Genomic DNA, 14639 nt, shown 5'->3' on the forward strand with positions numbered 1-14639 from the left:
GACGGGCCCAACCTAACTAAGTTAGGCTGGGACTGTAGGCCACCGGCGGGAGTTAGGGAAGCCCCGGGAGCCACCGGATCCCGGCACCGGGCCGCGCTCGGGAACAATGGGCCGCGTCCAGGATCACGGAGGAGGACCGGTGCCCCAGACCAGGCGCGGCTCGCTGACGAGGCGCGAGATCGGGCTGGCCGCGCTCGCGGTCGTCGACGAAGAAGGCGCCGAAGCACTGACCGTCCGGCGCATCGCGGCCAGGCTGGGAGTGCGAGCACCGTCCCTGTACTCGCACGTCGACGGCAAGGACGACATCCTCGAACTGATCACCGAGATCATCACGGCGGACATGCCCGCCCTGGACCTGCACCCCGCCGACTGGCGCGCCGGCCTGCTGAACTGGGCCCGCACCTATCACGCGGCCTTCGCCGAGCACCCCAACGCGGTGGGGATCATCGCCCGGCGCGCGGTGACCATCACCGAGTCCCGCCAGGCCTACGAGGACGTCATCGCGATGCTCGTCGAGGCGGGCATGGGACCGGCGGCGGCACTGCGCGTGGTGCTCGGCATCGACTACGTGGTCCTCGGCTCGATCCTCGCGCCGTTCTCCCCGGCCTTCGACCAACCGCTGGGCGAGGACTTCCCGCTCCTGCGCACCGCGATCCGCGCCACCGAACCGGCCGAGGTCAACCGCACCGCCTTCCGCGAAGCGGTGCAGTCCTACATCCGGGGCATCCCGGACCCCGCCTGAGCACCTCCGCCGGGAAGCGGAAGTCTTGCGCGCACACGACTGAGGCCGGCACCCCGCGGGGCACCGGCCTCATGCCAGATCGGCTCGCCCGGTCAGTGGAACGAGTCGCCGCAGGCGCACGACCCGCCCGCGTTCGGGTTGTCGATGGTGAAGCCCTGCTTCTCGATGGAGTCGACGAAGTCGATCGTCGCGCCCTGCAGGTACGGCGCGCTCATCCGGTCGACGACGACGCCCAGGCCCTCGAAGTCCCGCCGCGCGTCACCGTCCAGGGTGCGCTCGTCGAAGAACAGCTGGTAGCGCAGCCCCGCGCAGCCACCGGGCTGGACGGCGATGCGCAGGTGCATGTCGTCGCGGCCCTCCTGGTCCAGCAGGGCCTTGGCCTTCTGGGCCGCCGCGTCGGTCAACGTGACACCGTGCGCGGGCGCCTCGGTCTCGGTCGTGGTGTTCGGGGCGGTCATGGACTCTCCCTTGAGGTCTCGCTCATCCGATTCCGGCCTGTGGTGCAACCACCTGCCGCACCGGCCTATTCCCGCGGGCGGACCCGGGGACGTGTGCTCCGACGTCCATGGTGGCACAGTCGCACGCCGAGCTGGTGTGATGTGCTTAAGAGCTCGCCGGCGGTTCCGCCAGCCGGAACGCGCCCGGTAACGGTCTTTCCGCCCGGTCTGCTGCAACGACGGGAGTGGCGTCGAATACCCTGTTGGAGTGAGGTTCCTTCGCCGCAGCAGCACCGAGCAGGCCGCCAGCCCGGAGTCCGAGAACGAGACTGCCCAGCTCGCGGCGGAGCACGCCCCCAACCACACGCCCAAGAAGGGCCGCCCCACCCCGAAGCGCCGGGACGCCGAGGGCAAGCGCCGCGGCCCGGTCCCGCCGCCGCCGAAGACGCAGCGCGAAGCGGTCAAGCGCGCCCGCGGCAACAAGGAGGAGCGGCGCAACGCGGCCAAGGAGCGCCGCGAGCGGATGATGCAGGGCGATGACCGCTACCTGATGCCCCGCGACAAGGGCCCGGTGCGCGCCTACGTCCGCGACCTGGTGGACACCCGCCGCCACCTGATGGGCCTGTTCATGCCGCTGGTGCTGGTGGTCTTCGTCAGCACCCTGTCGCAGAACCTGGTGGTCCAGCAGTACGCGACCCTGTTCTGCATGGCCCTGCTGGTGATGATGATCGTCGAGGGCACCCTGCTGGGCCGCTACATCAACAAGCGCGTCCGCGCGAAGTACCCGGACTCCCAGGACAAGTCCTTCTCCCTGGGCTGGTACGCCTTCACCCGCGCGATGCAGATCCGCAAGCTCCGCGTCCCCCGCCCCCGCTACACCCCCAAGGACGCCGCCAAGATCGGCTGATCGGGGCCGTTGGTGCGCACGTTGGTGCTCGGTGGGGCGCGTTCCGGGAAGTCCGCGCACGCCGAAGGGCTGGTCGGTGCCGATGAGGCGGTCACCTACGTGGCCACCGCTCGGCGGGTCGCCGGTGATCGCGAGTGGGACGACCGGATCGCCGCTCACGTCGCCCGGCGCCCGGGCAGCTGGCGGACCACAGAGGCACCGGACACCCGTTCGCTGTGCCAGGCGCTGGGCGAGGCTCCCGCCGGGGCGTCCGTGCTGGTCGACGACCTCGCCACCTGGTTGACCGGGGTGCTCGACGACGCCGGGGCCTGGGAGCGGGATGCCGGTGCGCTGGAGGTCGTCGCCGCTCGGCGCGCTGAGCTCGTCGGCGCCGTCGTCGGCTGCGCCGGGCGGTTGGTCGTCGTCTCCGCCGAGGTCGGCCTGGGCATCGTTCCCGCCACCCGGTCTGGAAGGCTGTTCCGCGACGAGCTCGGAGTGCTCAACGCCCGGTTGGCCGAGGTGTGCGACGAGGTCGTCCTGCTCGTCGCCGGTCTGCCGCTCCGACTGCGCTGAAATCGACACGGAGGTTCGCTTGTCCACCGACCAGAACGAGATCAGCTTCCCGACGGTGCCGGCCCCCGACGAGCAGGCCCAGCGGCAGGCCGTCGCCCGCCACGAGCAGCTGACCAAGCCGGCGGGCTCGCTGGGCCGGCTGGAGGAGCTGGGCGTCTGGGTCGCCGCCCGCCAGGGCCTGTGCCCGCCGCGGCCGTTCTCCCGGCCGCGGGTGGTCGTCTTCGCCGGTGACCACGGCGTCGCGGGGCACGGCGTGTCCGCCTACCCCAGCGAGGTGACCGGCCAGATGGTCGCGAACTTCCTGGCCGGCGGTGCGGCGGTGAACGTGCTCGCCACCAACACCGGGGCGACCGTGCGGGTCGTGGACATGGCCGTCAACGCCGACACCCCGCCGGTGGTCAGCGCGCACAAGGTGCGGCGCTCGTCCGGCGCCATCGACCGCGAGGACGCGCTGACCGACGCCGAGGTGCGGGCCGCGATCAACGCCGGGCGGACCATCGCCGACGAGGAGATCGACTCCGGGGCCGACCTGCTCATCGCCGGGGACATGGGGATCGGCAACACCACTCCGGCGGCGGTGCTGATCTCGGTGCTCACCGGCACCGAGCCGGTGGCGGTCGTCGGCCGCGGCACCGGTATCGACGACAACACCTGGATGCGCAAGACCGCCGCCATCCGCGACGCGCTGCGCCGGGCCCGCAAGGTGCTGGACGACCCGGTGGCGCTGCTGCGCACCTCCTCCGGTGCCGACATCGCCGCGCTGACCGGGTTCCTCGCCCAAGCCGCCGTCCGCCGCACGCCCGTGCTGCTGGACGGGGTCGTGGTGGGCGCGGCGGCGCTGGTCGCCGAAGAGCTCGCGCCGGGAGCGCGGCAGTGGTGGCTGGCCGGGCACCGCTCGGCGGAGCCGGGTGGGCCGCTGGTGCTCGAGCACCTCGACCTGACTCCGGTGCTCGACCTGGGGATGCGGCTCGGCGAGGGCTCCGGCGCGCTGGCGGCGCTGCCGATCCTGACCGCCGCGACGCGGGTGCTCGGCGAGATGGCGACCTTCGACGAAGCCGGTGTCGGCGGCCCGACCGAAGCCGAGGCCGCGAAGTCGTGACCCTGGACGGCCTGCGCCTGTCCGTCTCGTGGCTGAGCGTGCTGCCGATTCCGGCGCGCCGCGTCGACGACGCCACCTGCCGGCAGGCGATCGCGTTCGCTCCCCTGGTCGGCGCGTTGGTGGGCGGATCCGGCGCGCTCGCGCTGTGGGGGCTGACCGGGCTCGGCGCACCGCCGCTGCTGGCCGGGCTGCTGACGGTGGCGGTGCTGGTGCTGGTCACCAGGGGCATGCACGTGGACGGTCTGGCCGATTCGGTGGACGGCCTCGGCTGCTACGGACCGCCGGAGCGCGCGCTGAGCGTGATGCGCGACGGCGGTGCGGGGCCGTTCGCGGTGGTCGCGCTGATCCTCGTGCTGGGTATCCAGGCGGTCAGCCTCGCCGAGCTGTCGGCCAACCCGCTGGTGGTGGTGCTGGCCTGCGCGGTCGGCCGCGCGGGCTTCGTCCTGTGCTGCCGCCGCGGTGTGCCACCTGCCCGCCCGGAGGGCATGGGCGCCCTGGTGGCGGGCAGTCAACCGACCTGGCTGGTGGCGGCCTGGTGGCTGGCGCTCTTCGCGGTGGCGGCCATCGCCGTCGACTGGCACACGGCGATCGCGGTAGCAGCGGCGGCCGCGCTGCTGCTGGCCTTCACCCACCACGTCCGCCGCCGCTTCGGCGGGATCACCGGAGACGTCCTAGGTGCGGCCTCCGAGCTGGCCACCACGGTCGTCCTCATCGGCGCGACCTTCGCCTGACCCGCCGAAGCGGGACCGATCGCTACGTCGTCGCACCCGTTCAGCCTGGCAAGCGCCCGTGAGTGTTTTGTGCGCCTGTAGCACCACAAAACACTCACGGGCAATGGCCTGCACAAACGATCGCCCGACCGAAGCAACAGCGGCGAGGCCGCTACCCGCACCGGCACGCAGAACGAGCTTGGAAACCCCAGCTCAGCTGAGCTTGGTCATCCAGCCGTGGGTGTCCGCGACCGTGCCCTGCTGGATGCCCGTCAGGCGCTCACGGAGCTGCATCGTGACCTTGCCCGGCTGGCCGTCCGCGATGGTGAACTCGCCGTCGCGGTGCTTGACGTGGCCGACCGGGGTGATCACCGCCGCGGTGCCGCAGGCGAAGACCTCGGTGAGCTCACCGGTCCCGGCCTTCTTCTCCCACTCCTCCACCGTGAACCTGCGCTCCTCGACCTGCATGCCGAGCTCGCGGCCCAGCTCCAGCAGCGACGAGCGGGTCACGCCGGGCAGCAGGCTGCCGCTGAGCTCCGGGGTCACCAGGCGCGCATCGGCGCCGGAACCCAGCACGAAGAACAGGTTCATGCCGCCCATCTCCTCGACCACGTGCCGCTCGCACGCGTCGAGCCACACGACCTGGTCGCAGCCCTGCTTCACGGCCTCGGCCTGCGCCGCGAAGGAGGCGGCGTAGTTGCCCGCGAACTTGGCCGCACCGGTGCCACCGGGTGCGGCGCGCACGTACTCGTGGCTCAGCCACACGGTGACCGGCTTGATGCCGCCGGCGAAGTACGAGCCGGACGGCGAGGCGATCACCGCGTACAGGTAGGCGTTGGCCGGGCTGTTGACGCCCAGGCCGACCTCGGTGGAGATCATGAACGGCCGCAGGTAGAGCGAGCTCTCCGCCGCGCTGGGCACCCAGGCCTCGTCGACCGCGATCAGCTCGCGCAGCGACTCGACGAACAGCTCCTCCGGCAGCTCGGCCATCGCGATCCGCTTCGCGGAGTCCTGGAAGCGCCGCGCGTTGGCGTCCGGCCGGAACGCCGAGATCGAGCCGTCGGGCTGGCGGTAGGCCTTGAGGCCTTCGAAGATGGCCTGCGCGTAGTGCAGGACGGAGGTCGCCGGGTCGAGTTCGAGCGAGTGGTAGGGCTCGACGCGGGCGTCGTGCCAGCCGCGGTCGTCGGTCCAGCGAATCGTCACCATGTGATCGGTGAAGTGCCGTCCGAACCCCGGATTGGCCAGTACCTCTGCACGGCGCTCGTCGCTGGCCGGTTGCGGGTTGGTGGTCCGGGTGAAAGACAGCGCTTCAGTCATGCGCGTACCGTATCGCGACCTCACGAGCAGTGGAAACCGGTCTTCTTAAGTTGGTCGTCCAATTGTCCGTCGTCCGATCACAGGCAGCTGAGCCGAAGCCACCGAGCGTTACCCGGAACCTTCCGGAAGCCGACGTTCCGGGCCCTATGATGTGGTCATGAACCAGCAGGCTCCTGTTCCGGTCCCCACCACGGCGGCGCAAGACGCGCTGGCCGCCACCCTGGCGGCGCTGATGCCCCTGGGTGGCGGCCTTCTCGTGGCGCTCGGCTACGCCTGGCTCGACGTGTTCGGCCTGATCCTCGGCCTCGGTGGCGCCATCGGTTGGGCGTTCTGGTGGCGCAACAAGCACAAGACGTTCTTCCCGAAGGACCTGCGCGGTGGCTCGGTCGGCGGGATCGGTGCGCTGGTCGCGGTCATCATCGTGCTGCTGTTCATCTCGGTGTCCTGACCCCCCGAACACCGGTCAGAGCCGCAGCAGTCCATCCGGTAGGGACGGCAGTGCCCACTTCGGATCCGGCACCGCGTCGCAGTAGGTGCCGTCGAACGGGAACAAGCGCGCCTCGGCGAGCGCGATCATGCGCTCTCCCTCGGCCCGCAACTGCTTGAGGTGCCAGCGGTCGAACCGGCCGGCCGCCATCGCGGCGGCCAGCTCGTGCTCGTCCTTCCAGGACCACGTTCCGTCCGGGAGCACCTCGACGTCCAGCACGCCGTCGACGCGCCGCACCCCGTACTCGTCGCGCCCCAGCGGCACTTCGAGGTTGACGTACCAGTTGCGGAAGGTGCCGTCGGGTTCGAAGAACCACCACACCGACACCCAGCGGTGCTCGTAGACCAGCCGCAGCGTGGACGTGCCGCGCCAGGTGGACCTGGCGGGCACCCGCGGCCCGTTGAAGCGTTCGAACAGCGGCATTTCGCGGTACGAACGACCGTCCGGCGATGTGGTGGTCCGGATCGGGGTGCCGTCGAGGACCCAGCACAGCAGCTGGTCGCCGTCGTCGGCGACCACCCGTGCAGGGTGGACGGTGCCGAGGGAACCGTCAAGCCGCCAGAAGCTGTAAAGCGCTTCCTCGCCGGGCAGCCAGATCGGCTGTTCGATTGGTTCCAGGGAAAGGTTGCCTGCACTCGCGTTCAGCATGACCCGCCTCATCTCCAGCGACGGGACACACCTCCCGTCGCCAAAGGACCGATAAAAACGACAACAAGCGTGGCAAGCATCGCAGAAATCGGCATGCTCATCGCAATTACGACAGAGACGCCCATCCCCAGGCACGCCGCGCGCATCGGCCAGCCGCCCGCGTCCGCCAGCAGCAACCGCGCTCCGGCGTTGGCGAAGGCGTAGTGCACCAGCAGGCTGCACGCGGCGAAGGCCATCGCCGTCACCGGGTCGACCAGCAGCGCGACCGCGACCGCCGCGACACCGGCGCCGACGTCCAGCAGGTACGGAGTGCCCGCGCCGCTCCGGCGTCCCAGCCCCTGGGGCAGATCGCCTTCCTGCACCAGGGCCAACGCCGTCGACCGGATGGACTCCAGCCCGGCCAGCAGCACCGGCAGCAGCGCGACCGCCGCGCCGACGCTGACCAGCGGCGCGAGCTCGGAGGCCGCGGCCGCGGTCAGGACATCGCGGATCGGCGTCGGCGACAGCGCCAGCCGGGACCAGCCGAGCTGGTGCACCAGCGCCGCCGTCACCACCGCGAGCACCGCGGTCAGCAGGACGAACGAGATCACCACACCGCGCTTCACCGCGGCCCACGGGACCCGGTCGCGCTCCTCGGCCGGGGCGGTCAGCCGCTCGAAGCCGAGGAAGGCGAAGAACAGCACACCGGCCGCTCCGGTGATGCCCACCGCGCTGTCGGCGGGCGAGGCACCGGTCGGCAGCGGCGGGACCGGGGCGATCGCGAAGCACGTGACGACCACCAGGGCCAGCACGGCGGCGGTCAGCGCGAGCCAGATCCAGGCCGCGGCACCGCGGATCCGCAGGCCGGTCGTCGCCGAGAGCACCACCAGCAGGATCGCCGCGGCAGCCACCAGCGGTGCGGAGGCGGGCAGGAAGAAGTCGCCGAGCACCCGGGCGATCGCGGCCATCGCGGCGATGTGCCCGGCCAGGTAGGCGCTGGCGCCGACGCGCGCGGGCAGCACGCCCATGCGCCCGCGTACGCACGCGTAGACCGCTCCCGGGCCGCGGTAGGCCGCCGACTGGTACGCGGTCGCCGTCGCCGAGCACACCGCGGCCAGCAGCGCGATCAGCAGCCCGAAAGGCGCCCACATCCCGGCCGCGGCCGCCGCGGGCGCCGGCCCCACGAGCACACCGACGCCGAGCATTCCGCCGAGCGCCAGCGGAACCGCCCCGGCACCGGAGGCGAGCCGACCGCTCGATTCAACCTGTTGGGCCACCCGACCACCCTTGCAGACGAACCCCGATGGTGCAGCCACCTGTCGGTTGACAGCCCGACCGCGCTGTGAACGGGCGCAGGCGCACGACTGTCCTCGTCGGATTCCGGCCCGGCCGCGCACCACCACCGACCGGGCGATACGGACGAGGCCTGAGGTTTCCGCCAGGCGAAACACGCCTGGAATCAAACCTCTAGAGTGCAAATGGACCCAATGCTGACACGGCAGCTTCAACGGAGGATGACCACGTGACGACCCCGAAACTCTCCCTCACCGACACCGCGGTGACCAAGCTGGCCGTGGACGCGCTCATCGTCGGCACCGTGCAGGACACCGACGGCCTGCGGCTCGCGCCCGGCTCCGAGCAGGTCGCCGCGGCCTACGACGGGGACCTGCGACAGGTGCTGACCTCGCTGGGCGCGACCGGGAAGGCCGACGAAGTCGTCAAGCTGCCCGCCGGTGGCAAGCTTCGCGCCCCGGTCCTGGTCGCGACCGGTCTGGGCAAGTCCGCGACCAGTGGGCCGACCGGCGAGCAGGTGCGCCGCGCATCCGGTGCCGCCGCCCGCGCGCTGACCGGTGTCGAGCGCGCCGCCACCACGCTGTCCGCAGTGGACCTCTCCGCCGCGGTGCAGGGCACCGTGCTCGGCGCTTACGCCTTCACCGGCTACAAGTCGAAGTCCGGCGACGCCCCGGTGTCCGAAGTGGAGTTCGTGGTCGCCGACGCGAAGGCGGACAGCGCCGTGCACGCGCTCAAGGGCGCCACCGCGATCGGTGAAGCGGTCAACACCGCGCGCGACCTGATCAACACCCCGCCCAACGACCTGTTCCCGGCCTCCTTCGCCGAGCGCGCCAGCGAGCTGGGCCGCGCCGTCGGCCTGGAGGTCGAGGTGCTCGACGACAACGCGCTGCGCAAGCAGGGCTTCGGCGGCATCCTCGGCGTCGGTGCCGGTTCGTCCCGGCAGCCGCGGCTGGTGCGCATGCGGCACAAGGGCCCGAAGGCGGCCAAGAAGGTCGCGCTGATCGGCAAGGGCATCACCTTCGACACCGGCGGCATCTCGATCAAGCCCGCGGCGGGCATGGAGGAGATGACCTCCGACATGTCCGGCGCGGCCTCGGTGGTGGCCACCATGGTGCTGGCGGCCCGGCTGAACTACCCGCTGGACATCACCGCGACCGTGCCGATGGCCGAGAACATGCCCTCCGGCACCGCCTACCGCCCCGGTGACGTGCTGACCATGTACGGCGGCAAGACCGTCGAGGTGCTCAACACCGACGCCGAGGGCCGGCTGATCCTGGTCGACGCGATCACCCGCGCCTGCGAGGACGAGCCGGACTACCTGATCGAGACCTCCACGCTGACCGGCGCGCAGGTGGTGGCGCTGGGCAAGCGCACGCCGGGCGTGATGGGCAGCGAGCAGTTCCGCGACCGGGTGGCGCGGCTGTCGCAGGCCGCGGGCGAGGGCGCCTGGCCGATGCCGCTGCCGGAGGAGCTGCGCGGCGACCTGGACTCCAAGCTGGCCGACCTGGCCAACATCACCGGCCACCGCTGGGGCGGCATGCTGGCGGCGGGCATCTTCCTGGAGGAGTTCGTCGCCGACGGCGTGGAGTGGGCGCACATCGACATCGCGGGCCCGGCCTACAACACCTCCGGCCCGTGGGGCTACACGCCCAAGGGCGGCACCGGCGTCCCGGTCCGCACCCTGGCCGCGGTCCTCGCCGACATCGCCGACCAGGGCTGAGCCCAGACCGTCCTCACCGCTGATGCTTCGGCAGTGGGGAACGTTTCAGCAGGTGATGGCCCGTGAGTGTTTTGCGCTGTTATAGCCCCTCAAAGCACTCACGGGCCTGACCAGGCAAAACCGGCGCGTTCCGTGCTCACCGGATCGCCCCACCCGGTGGCGTATTTGTGACGTAGGCCGCAAAGGGATCACCACAGCACCCCGCGGCGGTGCAACGATGTGGCGATGACCGAATCGAAACCGGCCTCGCCGACGACGGCCCGGCACGGGTACCAGGTCGACGTGGTGTGGACCGGCAACACCGGCCAGGGCACCAGCTCCTACCGCAGCTACGAGCGCACCCACGAGGTGCGCGCGGACGGCAAGGACGCCATCGACGCCTCCGCGGACCCGGTCTTCCTCGGCGACGCGGACCGCTACAACCCCGAAGAGCTGCTGGTCGCCTCCCTGTCGCAGTGCCACATGCTGTGGTTCCTGCACCTGGCGGCGGACAGCGGAGTGGTGGTCACCGGCTACCACGACCAGGCCCGCGGCTACCTCGCCGAGAACCCGGACGGCACCGGCCAGTTCGAGTCGGTCGAGCTCGCCCCGGTGGTGACGGTGTCCGACCGCGCCAGCATCGACGTGGCCGAAGCGCTGCACGAACGCGCGCACGAGCTCTGCTACATCGCCAAGGCGGTGAACTTCCCGGTCAACTGCACCCCGACCACCCGCATCGCGAACTGACCCGCCACGCCGGGCGAGCTCACACCGGTCTTTCCGGTTCTGAACCGCAACCGGGAAGCCGCTCCGCGCCCAGCCCCGGCAGTGACCGCATGCGCCGCTAGGCGCATAACCCACCCTCGCAGCTCGCACCGCCGCGGGTTCTCAGACGTCGTCTGGCGAGGACAGCCCGTTCGCCGTGTATCGGACAACGGGCTCCCGCAGACCAGGCGGCGTCTGAGGTTCCGCCACCTGCACCGCCACGCAAAACGAGCGGGGAAACCCAGTTCAGCCGTCGGCGGCGCGGCGGTTCCGGTCGCGGAGGATCCGCTGGCGGGCCTGGTAGTCGCGCATCCGCTGCGGGTAGCCGACCTTGGCCACCTCGTACAGCGGGATGCCGAGCTTGCGGGTCAGCCGGTGCGCCGCGGCCGGGCCGTCCACCCGGCGCCGGGTCCACTCGCCGTCGTGCGCGATGAGCATCAGCGTCGTCTCGGTCACCGTCGTGCGCGGTTCGAGGTAGCCCTCCACGCCGTGGTGCTGCTCGGTCCAGCTGATCAAGTGCGCGGAATCGGCGGAATCGGCACCGCGCACCTCACCGGCGCGCCGCCTGCGGAAGCGGTCGAAGAGGCCCACCGCACTCGCCTCCATTCAGGTGATGGAAGAGCAGCCTGCTCCCGATATTGCCATCACCGACATGGGCGACGGGTAAAAAATCACCCACCCTCCACTGTGATCCGCCGAGATGCAGCACAGATCACCCGGCCCACGTCGCGTGACCCTGTCGTGTGGTGACAAGATGGCTTGCAGGTGCTCGTGACCATCCGGTCCGGTGAAGTGCTGTCAGCGAGTCAACGAAGCCTGTCGAGGAGTGCGAAGTGACCGACACGTCCGCCGATCTAGTCATTCTCGGTGGCGGTTCGGGCGGCTACGCCTGCGCCTTCCGCGCAGCCGAGCTAGGCCTGTCCGTCGTCCTGGTGGAAAAGGACAAGCTCGGTGGGACTTGCCTGCACCGAGGCTGCATCCCGACCAAGGCGCTGCTGCACGCCGCGGAGGTCGCCGATTCCGCCCGCGACGCCGACCAGTTCGGTGTGCGGGCCGCCCTGGAGGGCGTCGACATCGACGGCGTCAACAAGTACAAGGACGGCATCGTCGCCGGCCTGTACAAGGGCCTGCAGGGCCTGGCCAAGGCGCACAAGGTCACCCTGGTCGAGGGCGCGGGCACGCTGGTCGACGCCAACACCGTCGAGGTGAACGGCACCCGCTACACCGGCAAGAACGTGGTGCTGGCCACCGGCTCCTACTCCAAGACGCTGCCCGGCCTGGAGCTGGGCGGGCGGGTCATCGCCAGCGAGCAGGCGCTGAACCTGGACTTCATCCCGAACAAGGTCGTGGTGCTCGGCGGCGGCGTGATCGGCGTGGAGTTCGCCAGCGTCTGGCGCTCGTTCGGCGCCGAGGTGACCATCGTCGAAGCGCTGCCGCACCTGGTGCCCAACGAGGACGAGTTCGTCTCCAAGCGCCTGGAGCGCGCCTTCCGCAAGCGCGGGATCAAGTTCAAGACCGGTGTCAAGTTCACCGGCGCCACCCAGACCGACTCCGGTGTCTCGGTCAGCCTGGAGAACGGCGAGACCTACGACGCGGACCTGCTGCTGGTCGCGGTCGGCCGCGGCCCGAACACCGCGGGCCACGGCTTCGAGGCCGCCGGGGTGAACGTGGAGCGCGGCTTCGTCCGCACCGACGAGCGCCTGCGCACCAACCTGCCGGGCGTCTACGCGGTCGGCGACATCGTGCCCGGCCTGCAGCTGGCGCACCGCGGCTTCCAGCAGGGCATCTTCATCGCCGAGGACATCGCCGGGCTCAACCCGCAGCCCATCGACGAGGCCGGCATCCCGCGCGTGACCTACTGCCACCCGGAGGTCGCCTCGGTGGGCCTGACCGAGGCCGCCGCCAAGGAGCAGTACGGCTCGGTGGAGACCTTCACCTACGACCTGGCGGGCAACGGCAAGAGCCAGATCCTCAAGACCCAGGGCGCGGTCAAGCTGGTCCGCGCGACCGACGGCCCGGTCGTCGGCCTGCACCTGGTCGGTGACCGCGTCGGTGAGCTCATCGGCGAGGCGCAGCTGATCTACAACTGGGAAGCTCTGCCGGAGGACGTCGCGCCGCTGGTGCACGCCCACCCCACCCAGACCGAAGCCCTGGGCGAGGCGCACCTCGCCCTGGCCGGCAAGCCGCTGCACGTGCACGGCTGACGTCGGCTCCGCAGTCAGCCAAGCACCCCGCCACACCACGAGGAGTCAGCAAGAGATGGCCTTCTCCGTTCAGATGCCGGCACTAGGCGAGAGCGTCACCGAGGGAACGATCACCCGGTGGCTCAAGCAGGAGGGCGAGACCGTCGAGGTCGACGAACCCCTGCTGGAGGTCTCCACCGACAAGGTCGACACCGAGATCCCGTCCCCCGCCGCCGGCGTGCTGCAGCGCATCATCGCTCAGGAGGACGACACCGTCGAGATCGGCGCCGAGCTCGCCGTGATCGGTGACGCCGGCGCGGCCCAGGCCCCCGCCGAGCCCGCCGCCCCGGCTCCCGCCGAGCAGCCCGCTCCGGCCGCCGAGCAGCCCGCCCCCGCCGCGCCCGCGCCGGCCCCCGAGGCTCCGGCCCCGGCCGCCCCTGCCGGTGGCGCGCAGGGCACCGACGTGAACATGCCCGCGCTCGGCGAGAGCGTCGCCGAGGGCACCGTGACCCGGTGGCTCAAGCAGGTCGGCGACAGCGTCGAGGTCGACGAGCCGCTGCTGGAGGTCTCCACCGACAAGGTGGACACCGAGATCCCGTCGCCGGTGGCGGGCACCCTGCTGGAGATCGCCGCCAACGAGGACGACACCGTCGAGGTCGGCGCCAAGCTCGCCGTGATCGGCGCCGCCGGCGCGGCTCCCGCCGCTGCCCCGGCTCCGCCGGCCCCCGAGCCCCAGGCCGCCGCTCCCGCGGCGCCGGCTCCCGCCCCGGCCGCTGCCCCGGCTCCGCCCGCGCCCGCTCCGGCAGCTCCCGCTCCGGCTCCGGTTCCGGCTGCCCCGGCTCCCGCCGAGGCTGCGCCGACCGGCGCCGCGCCCTACGTGACGCCGCTGGTGCGGAAGCTGGCCAACGAGCACAACATCGACCTGTCCGCGATCAAGGGCAGCGGTGTCGGCGGCCGGATCCGCAAGCAGGACGTGCAGGCCGCGATCGACGCCAAGAAGTCCGCCCCGGCGCAGGCCGCCGCTCCGGCCGCGGCGCCGAGCGCTTCGCTGGTGGAGCCGTCGGAAGAGGCCCAGGCGCTGCGCGGCACCACGCAGAAGATGTCGCGCCTGCGGCAGCTGCTGGCCCGCCGGATGGTGGAGTCGCTGCAGACCGCCGCGCAGCTGACCACGGTGATCGAGGTCGACGTGACCCGCATCGCCCGGCTGCGGGACCGCGCCAAGGCGAACTTCGAGGCCGCCGAGGGCGTCAAGCTGTCGTTCCTGCCGTTCTTCGCGAAGGCGGCGGCCGAGGCGCTGAAGCTGCACCCGAAGCTGAACGCCTCGATCAACGACGACACCAAGGAAGTGACCTACCACGGTGCCGAGCACCTGTCGGTCGCGGTGGACACCGAGCGCGGCCTGGTCTCGCCGGTGATCCACGACGCCGGGGACCTCAACCTCGGCGGGCTGGCCCGCAAGATCGCCGACCTGGCGGCGCGGACCCGCAACAACAAGATCAAGCCCGACGAGCTGTCCGGTGGCACCTTCACCATCACCAACACCGGTAGCCGCGGCGCGCTGTTCGACACGCCGATCCTGAACCCGCCGCAGGTGGGCATGCTCGGCACCGGCGCGGTCGTCAAGCGCCCGGTCGTGGTCGCCGACGAGAACGGCGGGGACACCATCGCGATCCGCTCGATGGTGTACCTGGCGCTGTCCTACGACCACCGCCTGGTGGACGGCGCGGACGCCGCCCGCTTCCTGTCCACGCTCAAGCAGCGGCTGGAAGAAGGCGCCTTCGAGGCCGACCTCGGTCTCTGAGCCGACCAGCTGCGAACGGC

At 71.4% G+C, this 14639-nt stretch carries 15 protein-coding genes; 10 read left to right on the forward strand and 5 right to left on the reverse strand.

Annotated features, from left to right (window positions below):
• Nucleotides 1-139 precede the first annotated feature (139 nt).
• A complete protein-coding gene (locus ATL45_RS03685) occupies nt 140-742 on the forward strand; it encodes a TetR/AcrR family transcriptional regulator (RefSeq protein WP_170210151.1) in 603 nt (200 codons plus the stop codon).
• Between the two features lie 92 nt (nt 743-834).
• On the opposite strand, the gene ATL45_RS03690 is transcribed toward ATL45_RS03685, so the two are convergent.
• Nucleotides 835-1200, reverse strand: coding sequence for a HesB/IscA family protein (locus ATL45_RS03690; protein WP_093158940.1), 366 nt, complete (start codon nt 1198-1200; stop codon nt 835-837).
• A 247-nt stretch (nt 1201-1447) separates the two neighbouring features.
• Between ATL45_RS03690 and ATL45_RS03695 the strand changes: the two genes are divergently transcribed.
• From ATL45_RS03695 to cobS, 4 genes are read left to right on the forward strand one after another with little or no spacing between them, the layout of a single operon-like run.
• Nucleotides 1448-2086: a DUF3043 domain-containing protein gene (locus ATL45_RS03695; protein ID WP_093158943.1), complete on the forward strand. Its 639-nt coding sequence runs from the start codon at nt 1448-1450 to the stop codon at nt 2084-2086.
• 9 nt (nt 2087-2095) lie between these two features.
• Nucleotides 2096-2638, forward strand: coding sequence for a bifunctional adenosylcobinamide kinase/adenosylcobinamide-phosphate guanylyltransferase (gene cobU / locus ATL45_RS03700; protein ID WP_093159031.1), 543 nt, complete (start codon nt 2096-2098; stop codon nt 2636-2638).
• A 19-nt stretch (nt 2639-2657) separates the two neighbouring features.
• Nucleotides 2658-3737 carry a nicotinate-nucleotide--dimethylbenzimidazole phosphoribosyltransferase gene (cobT, locus tag ATL45_RS03705; RefSeq protein ID WP_177242091.1) on the forward strand — a complete coding sequence of 360 codons (1080 nt, stop codon included), beginning with the start codon at nt 2658-2660 and terminating at the stop codon, nt 3735-3737.
• Nucleotides 3738-3739: 2 nt separating this feature from the next.
• Nucleotides 3740-4468, forward strand: a complete 729-nt coding sequence (cobS, locus tag ATL45_RS03710) for an adenosylcobinamide-GDP ribazoletransferase (RefSeq protein ID WP_093159033.1) — start codon at nt 3740-3742, stop codon at nt 4466-4468.
• A 192-nt stretch (nt 4469-4660) separates the two neighbouring features.
• On the opposite strand, the gene ATL45_RS03715 is transcribed toward cobS, so the two are convergent.
• Complete coding sequence (locus tag ATL45_RS03715; protein WP_093158945.1) at nt 4661-5764, reverse strand: branched-chain amino acid aminotransferase; 1104 nt, start codon at nt 5762-5764, stop codon at nt 4661-4663.
• A 157-nt stretch (nt 5765-5921) separates the two neighbouring features.
• Between ATL45_RS03715 and ATL45_RS03720 the strand changes: the two genes are divergently transcribed.
• Nucleotides 5922-6212: a hypothetical protein gene (locus tag ATL45_RS03720; RefSeq protein WP_093158948.1), complete on the forward strand. Its 291-nt coding sequence runs from the start codon at nt 5922-5924 to the stop codon at nt 6210-6212.
• A 15-nt stretch (nt 6213-6227) separates the two neighbouring features.
• On the opposite strand, the gene ATL45_RS03725 is transcribed toward ATL45_RS03720, so the two are convergent.
• Both ATL45_RS03725 and ATL45_RS03730 read right to left on the reverse strand, forming a co-directional pair.
• Nucleotides 6228-6899, reverse strand: coding sequence for a ribonuclease FAU-1 family protein (locus ATL45_RS03725; RefSeq protein WP_093158951.1), 672 nt, complete (start codon nt 6897-6899; stop codon nt 6228-6230).
• A gap of 8 nt (nt 6900-6907) precedes the next feature.
• Nucleotides 6908-8155 (reverse strand): APC family permease, encoded by a 1248-nt coding sequence (locus tag ATL45_RS03730; RefSeq protein ID WP_093158953.1) that lies wholly within the window; start codon nt 8153-8155, stop codon nt 6908-6910.
• 245 nt (nt 8156-8400) lie between these two features.
• On the opposite strand from ATL45_RS03730, the gene ATL45_RS03735 reads away from it, so the two are divergent.
• Nucleotides 8401-9891 carry a leucyl aminopeptidase gene (locus ATL45_RS03735; protein ID WP_093158956.1) on the forward strand — a complete coding sequence of 497 codons (1491 nt, stop codon included), beginning with the start codon at nt 8401-8403 and terminating at the stop codon, nt 9889-9891.
• Between the two features lie 225 nt (nt 9892-10116).
• Nucleotides 10117-10617 carry an OsmC family protein gene (locus tag ATL45_RS03740; RefSeq protein ID WP_093158958.1) on the forward strand — a complete coding sequence of 167 codons (501 nt, stop codon included), beginning with the start codon at nt 10117-10119 and terminating at the stop codon, nt 10615-10617.
• 264 nt (nt 10618-10881) lie between these two features.
• On the opposite strand, the gene ATL45_RS03745 is transcribed toward ATL45_RS03740, so the two are convergent.
• Complete coding sequence (locus ATL45_RS03745) at nt 10882-11226, reverse strand: oxidoreductase (RefSeq protein ID WP_093158961.1); 345 nt, start codon at nt 11224-11226, stop codon at nt 10882-10884.
• A gap of 242 nt (nt 11227-11468) precedes the next feature.
• On the opposite strand from ATL45_RS03745, the gene lpdA reads away from it, so the two are divergent.
• Nucleotides 11469-12839 (forward strand): dihydrolipoyl dehydrogenase, encoded by a 1371-nt coding sequence (gene lpdA, locus ATL45_RS03750; RefSeq protein ID WP_093158963.1) that lies wholly within the window; start codon nt 11469-11471, stop codon nt 12837-12839.
• A 55-nt stretch (nt 12840-12894) separates the two neighbouring features.
• Entirely contained in the window at nt 12895-14619 is a 1725-nt protein-coding gene (sucB, locus tag ATL45_RS03755; protein ID WP_093158966.1) for a 2-oxoglutarate dehydrogenase, E2 component, dihydrolipoamide succinyltransferase, read from the forward strand.
• The last annotated feature ends 20 nt before the right edge of the window (nt 14620-14639 follow it).

Origin of the sequence: Saccharopolyspora antimicrobica (assembly GCF_003635025.1) — a bacterium.
Taxonomy (GTDB): domain Bacteria; phylum Actinomycetota; class Actinomycetes; order Mycobacteriales; family Pseudonocardiaceae; genus Saccharopolyspora; species Saccharopolyspora antimicrobica.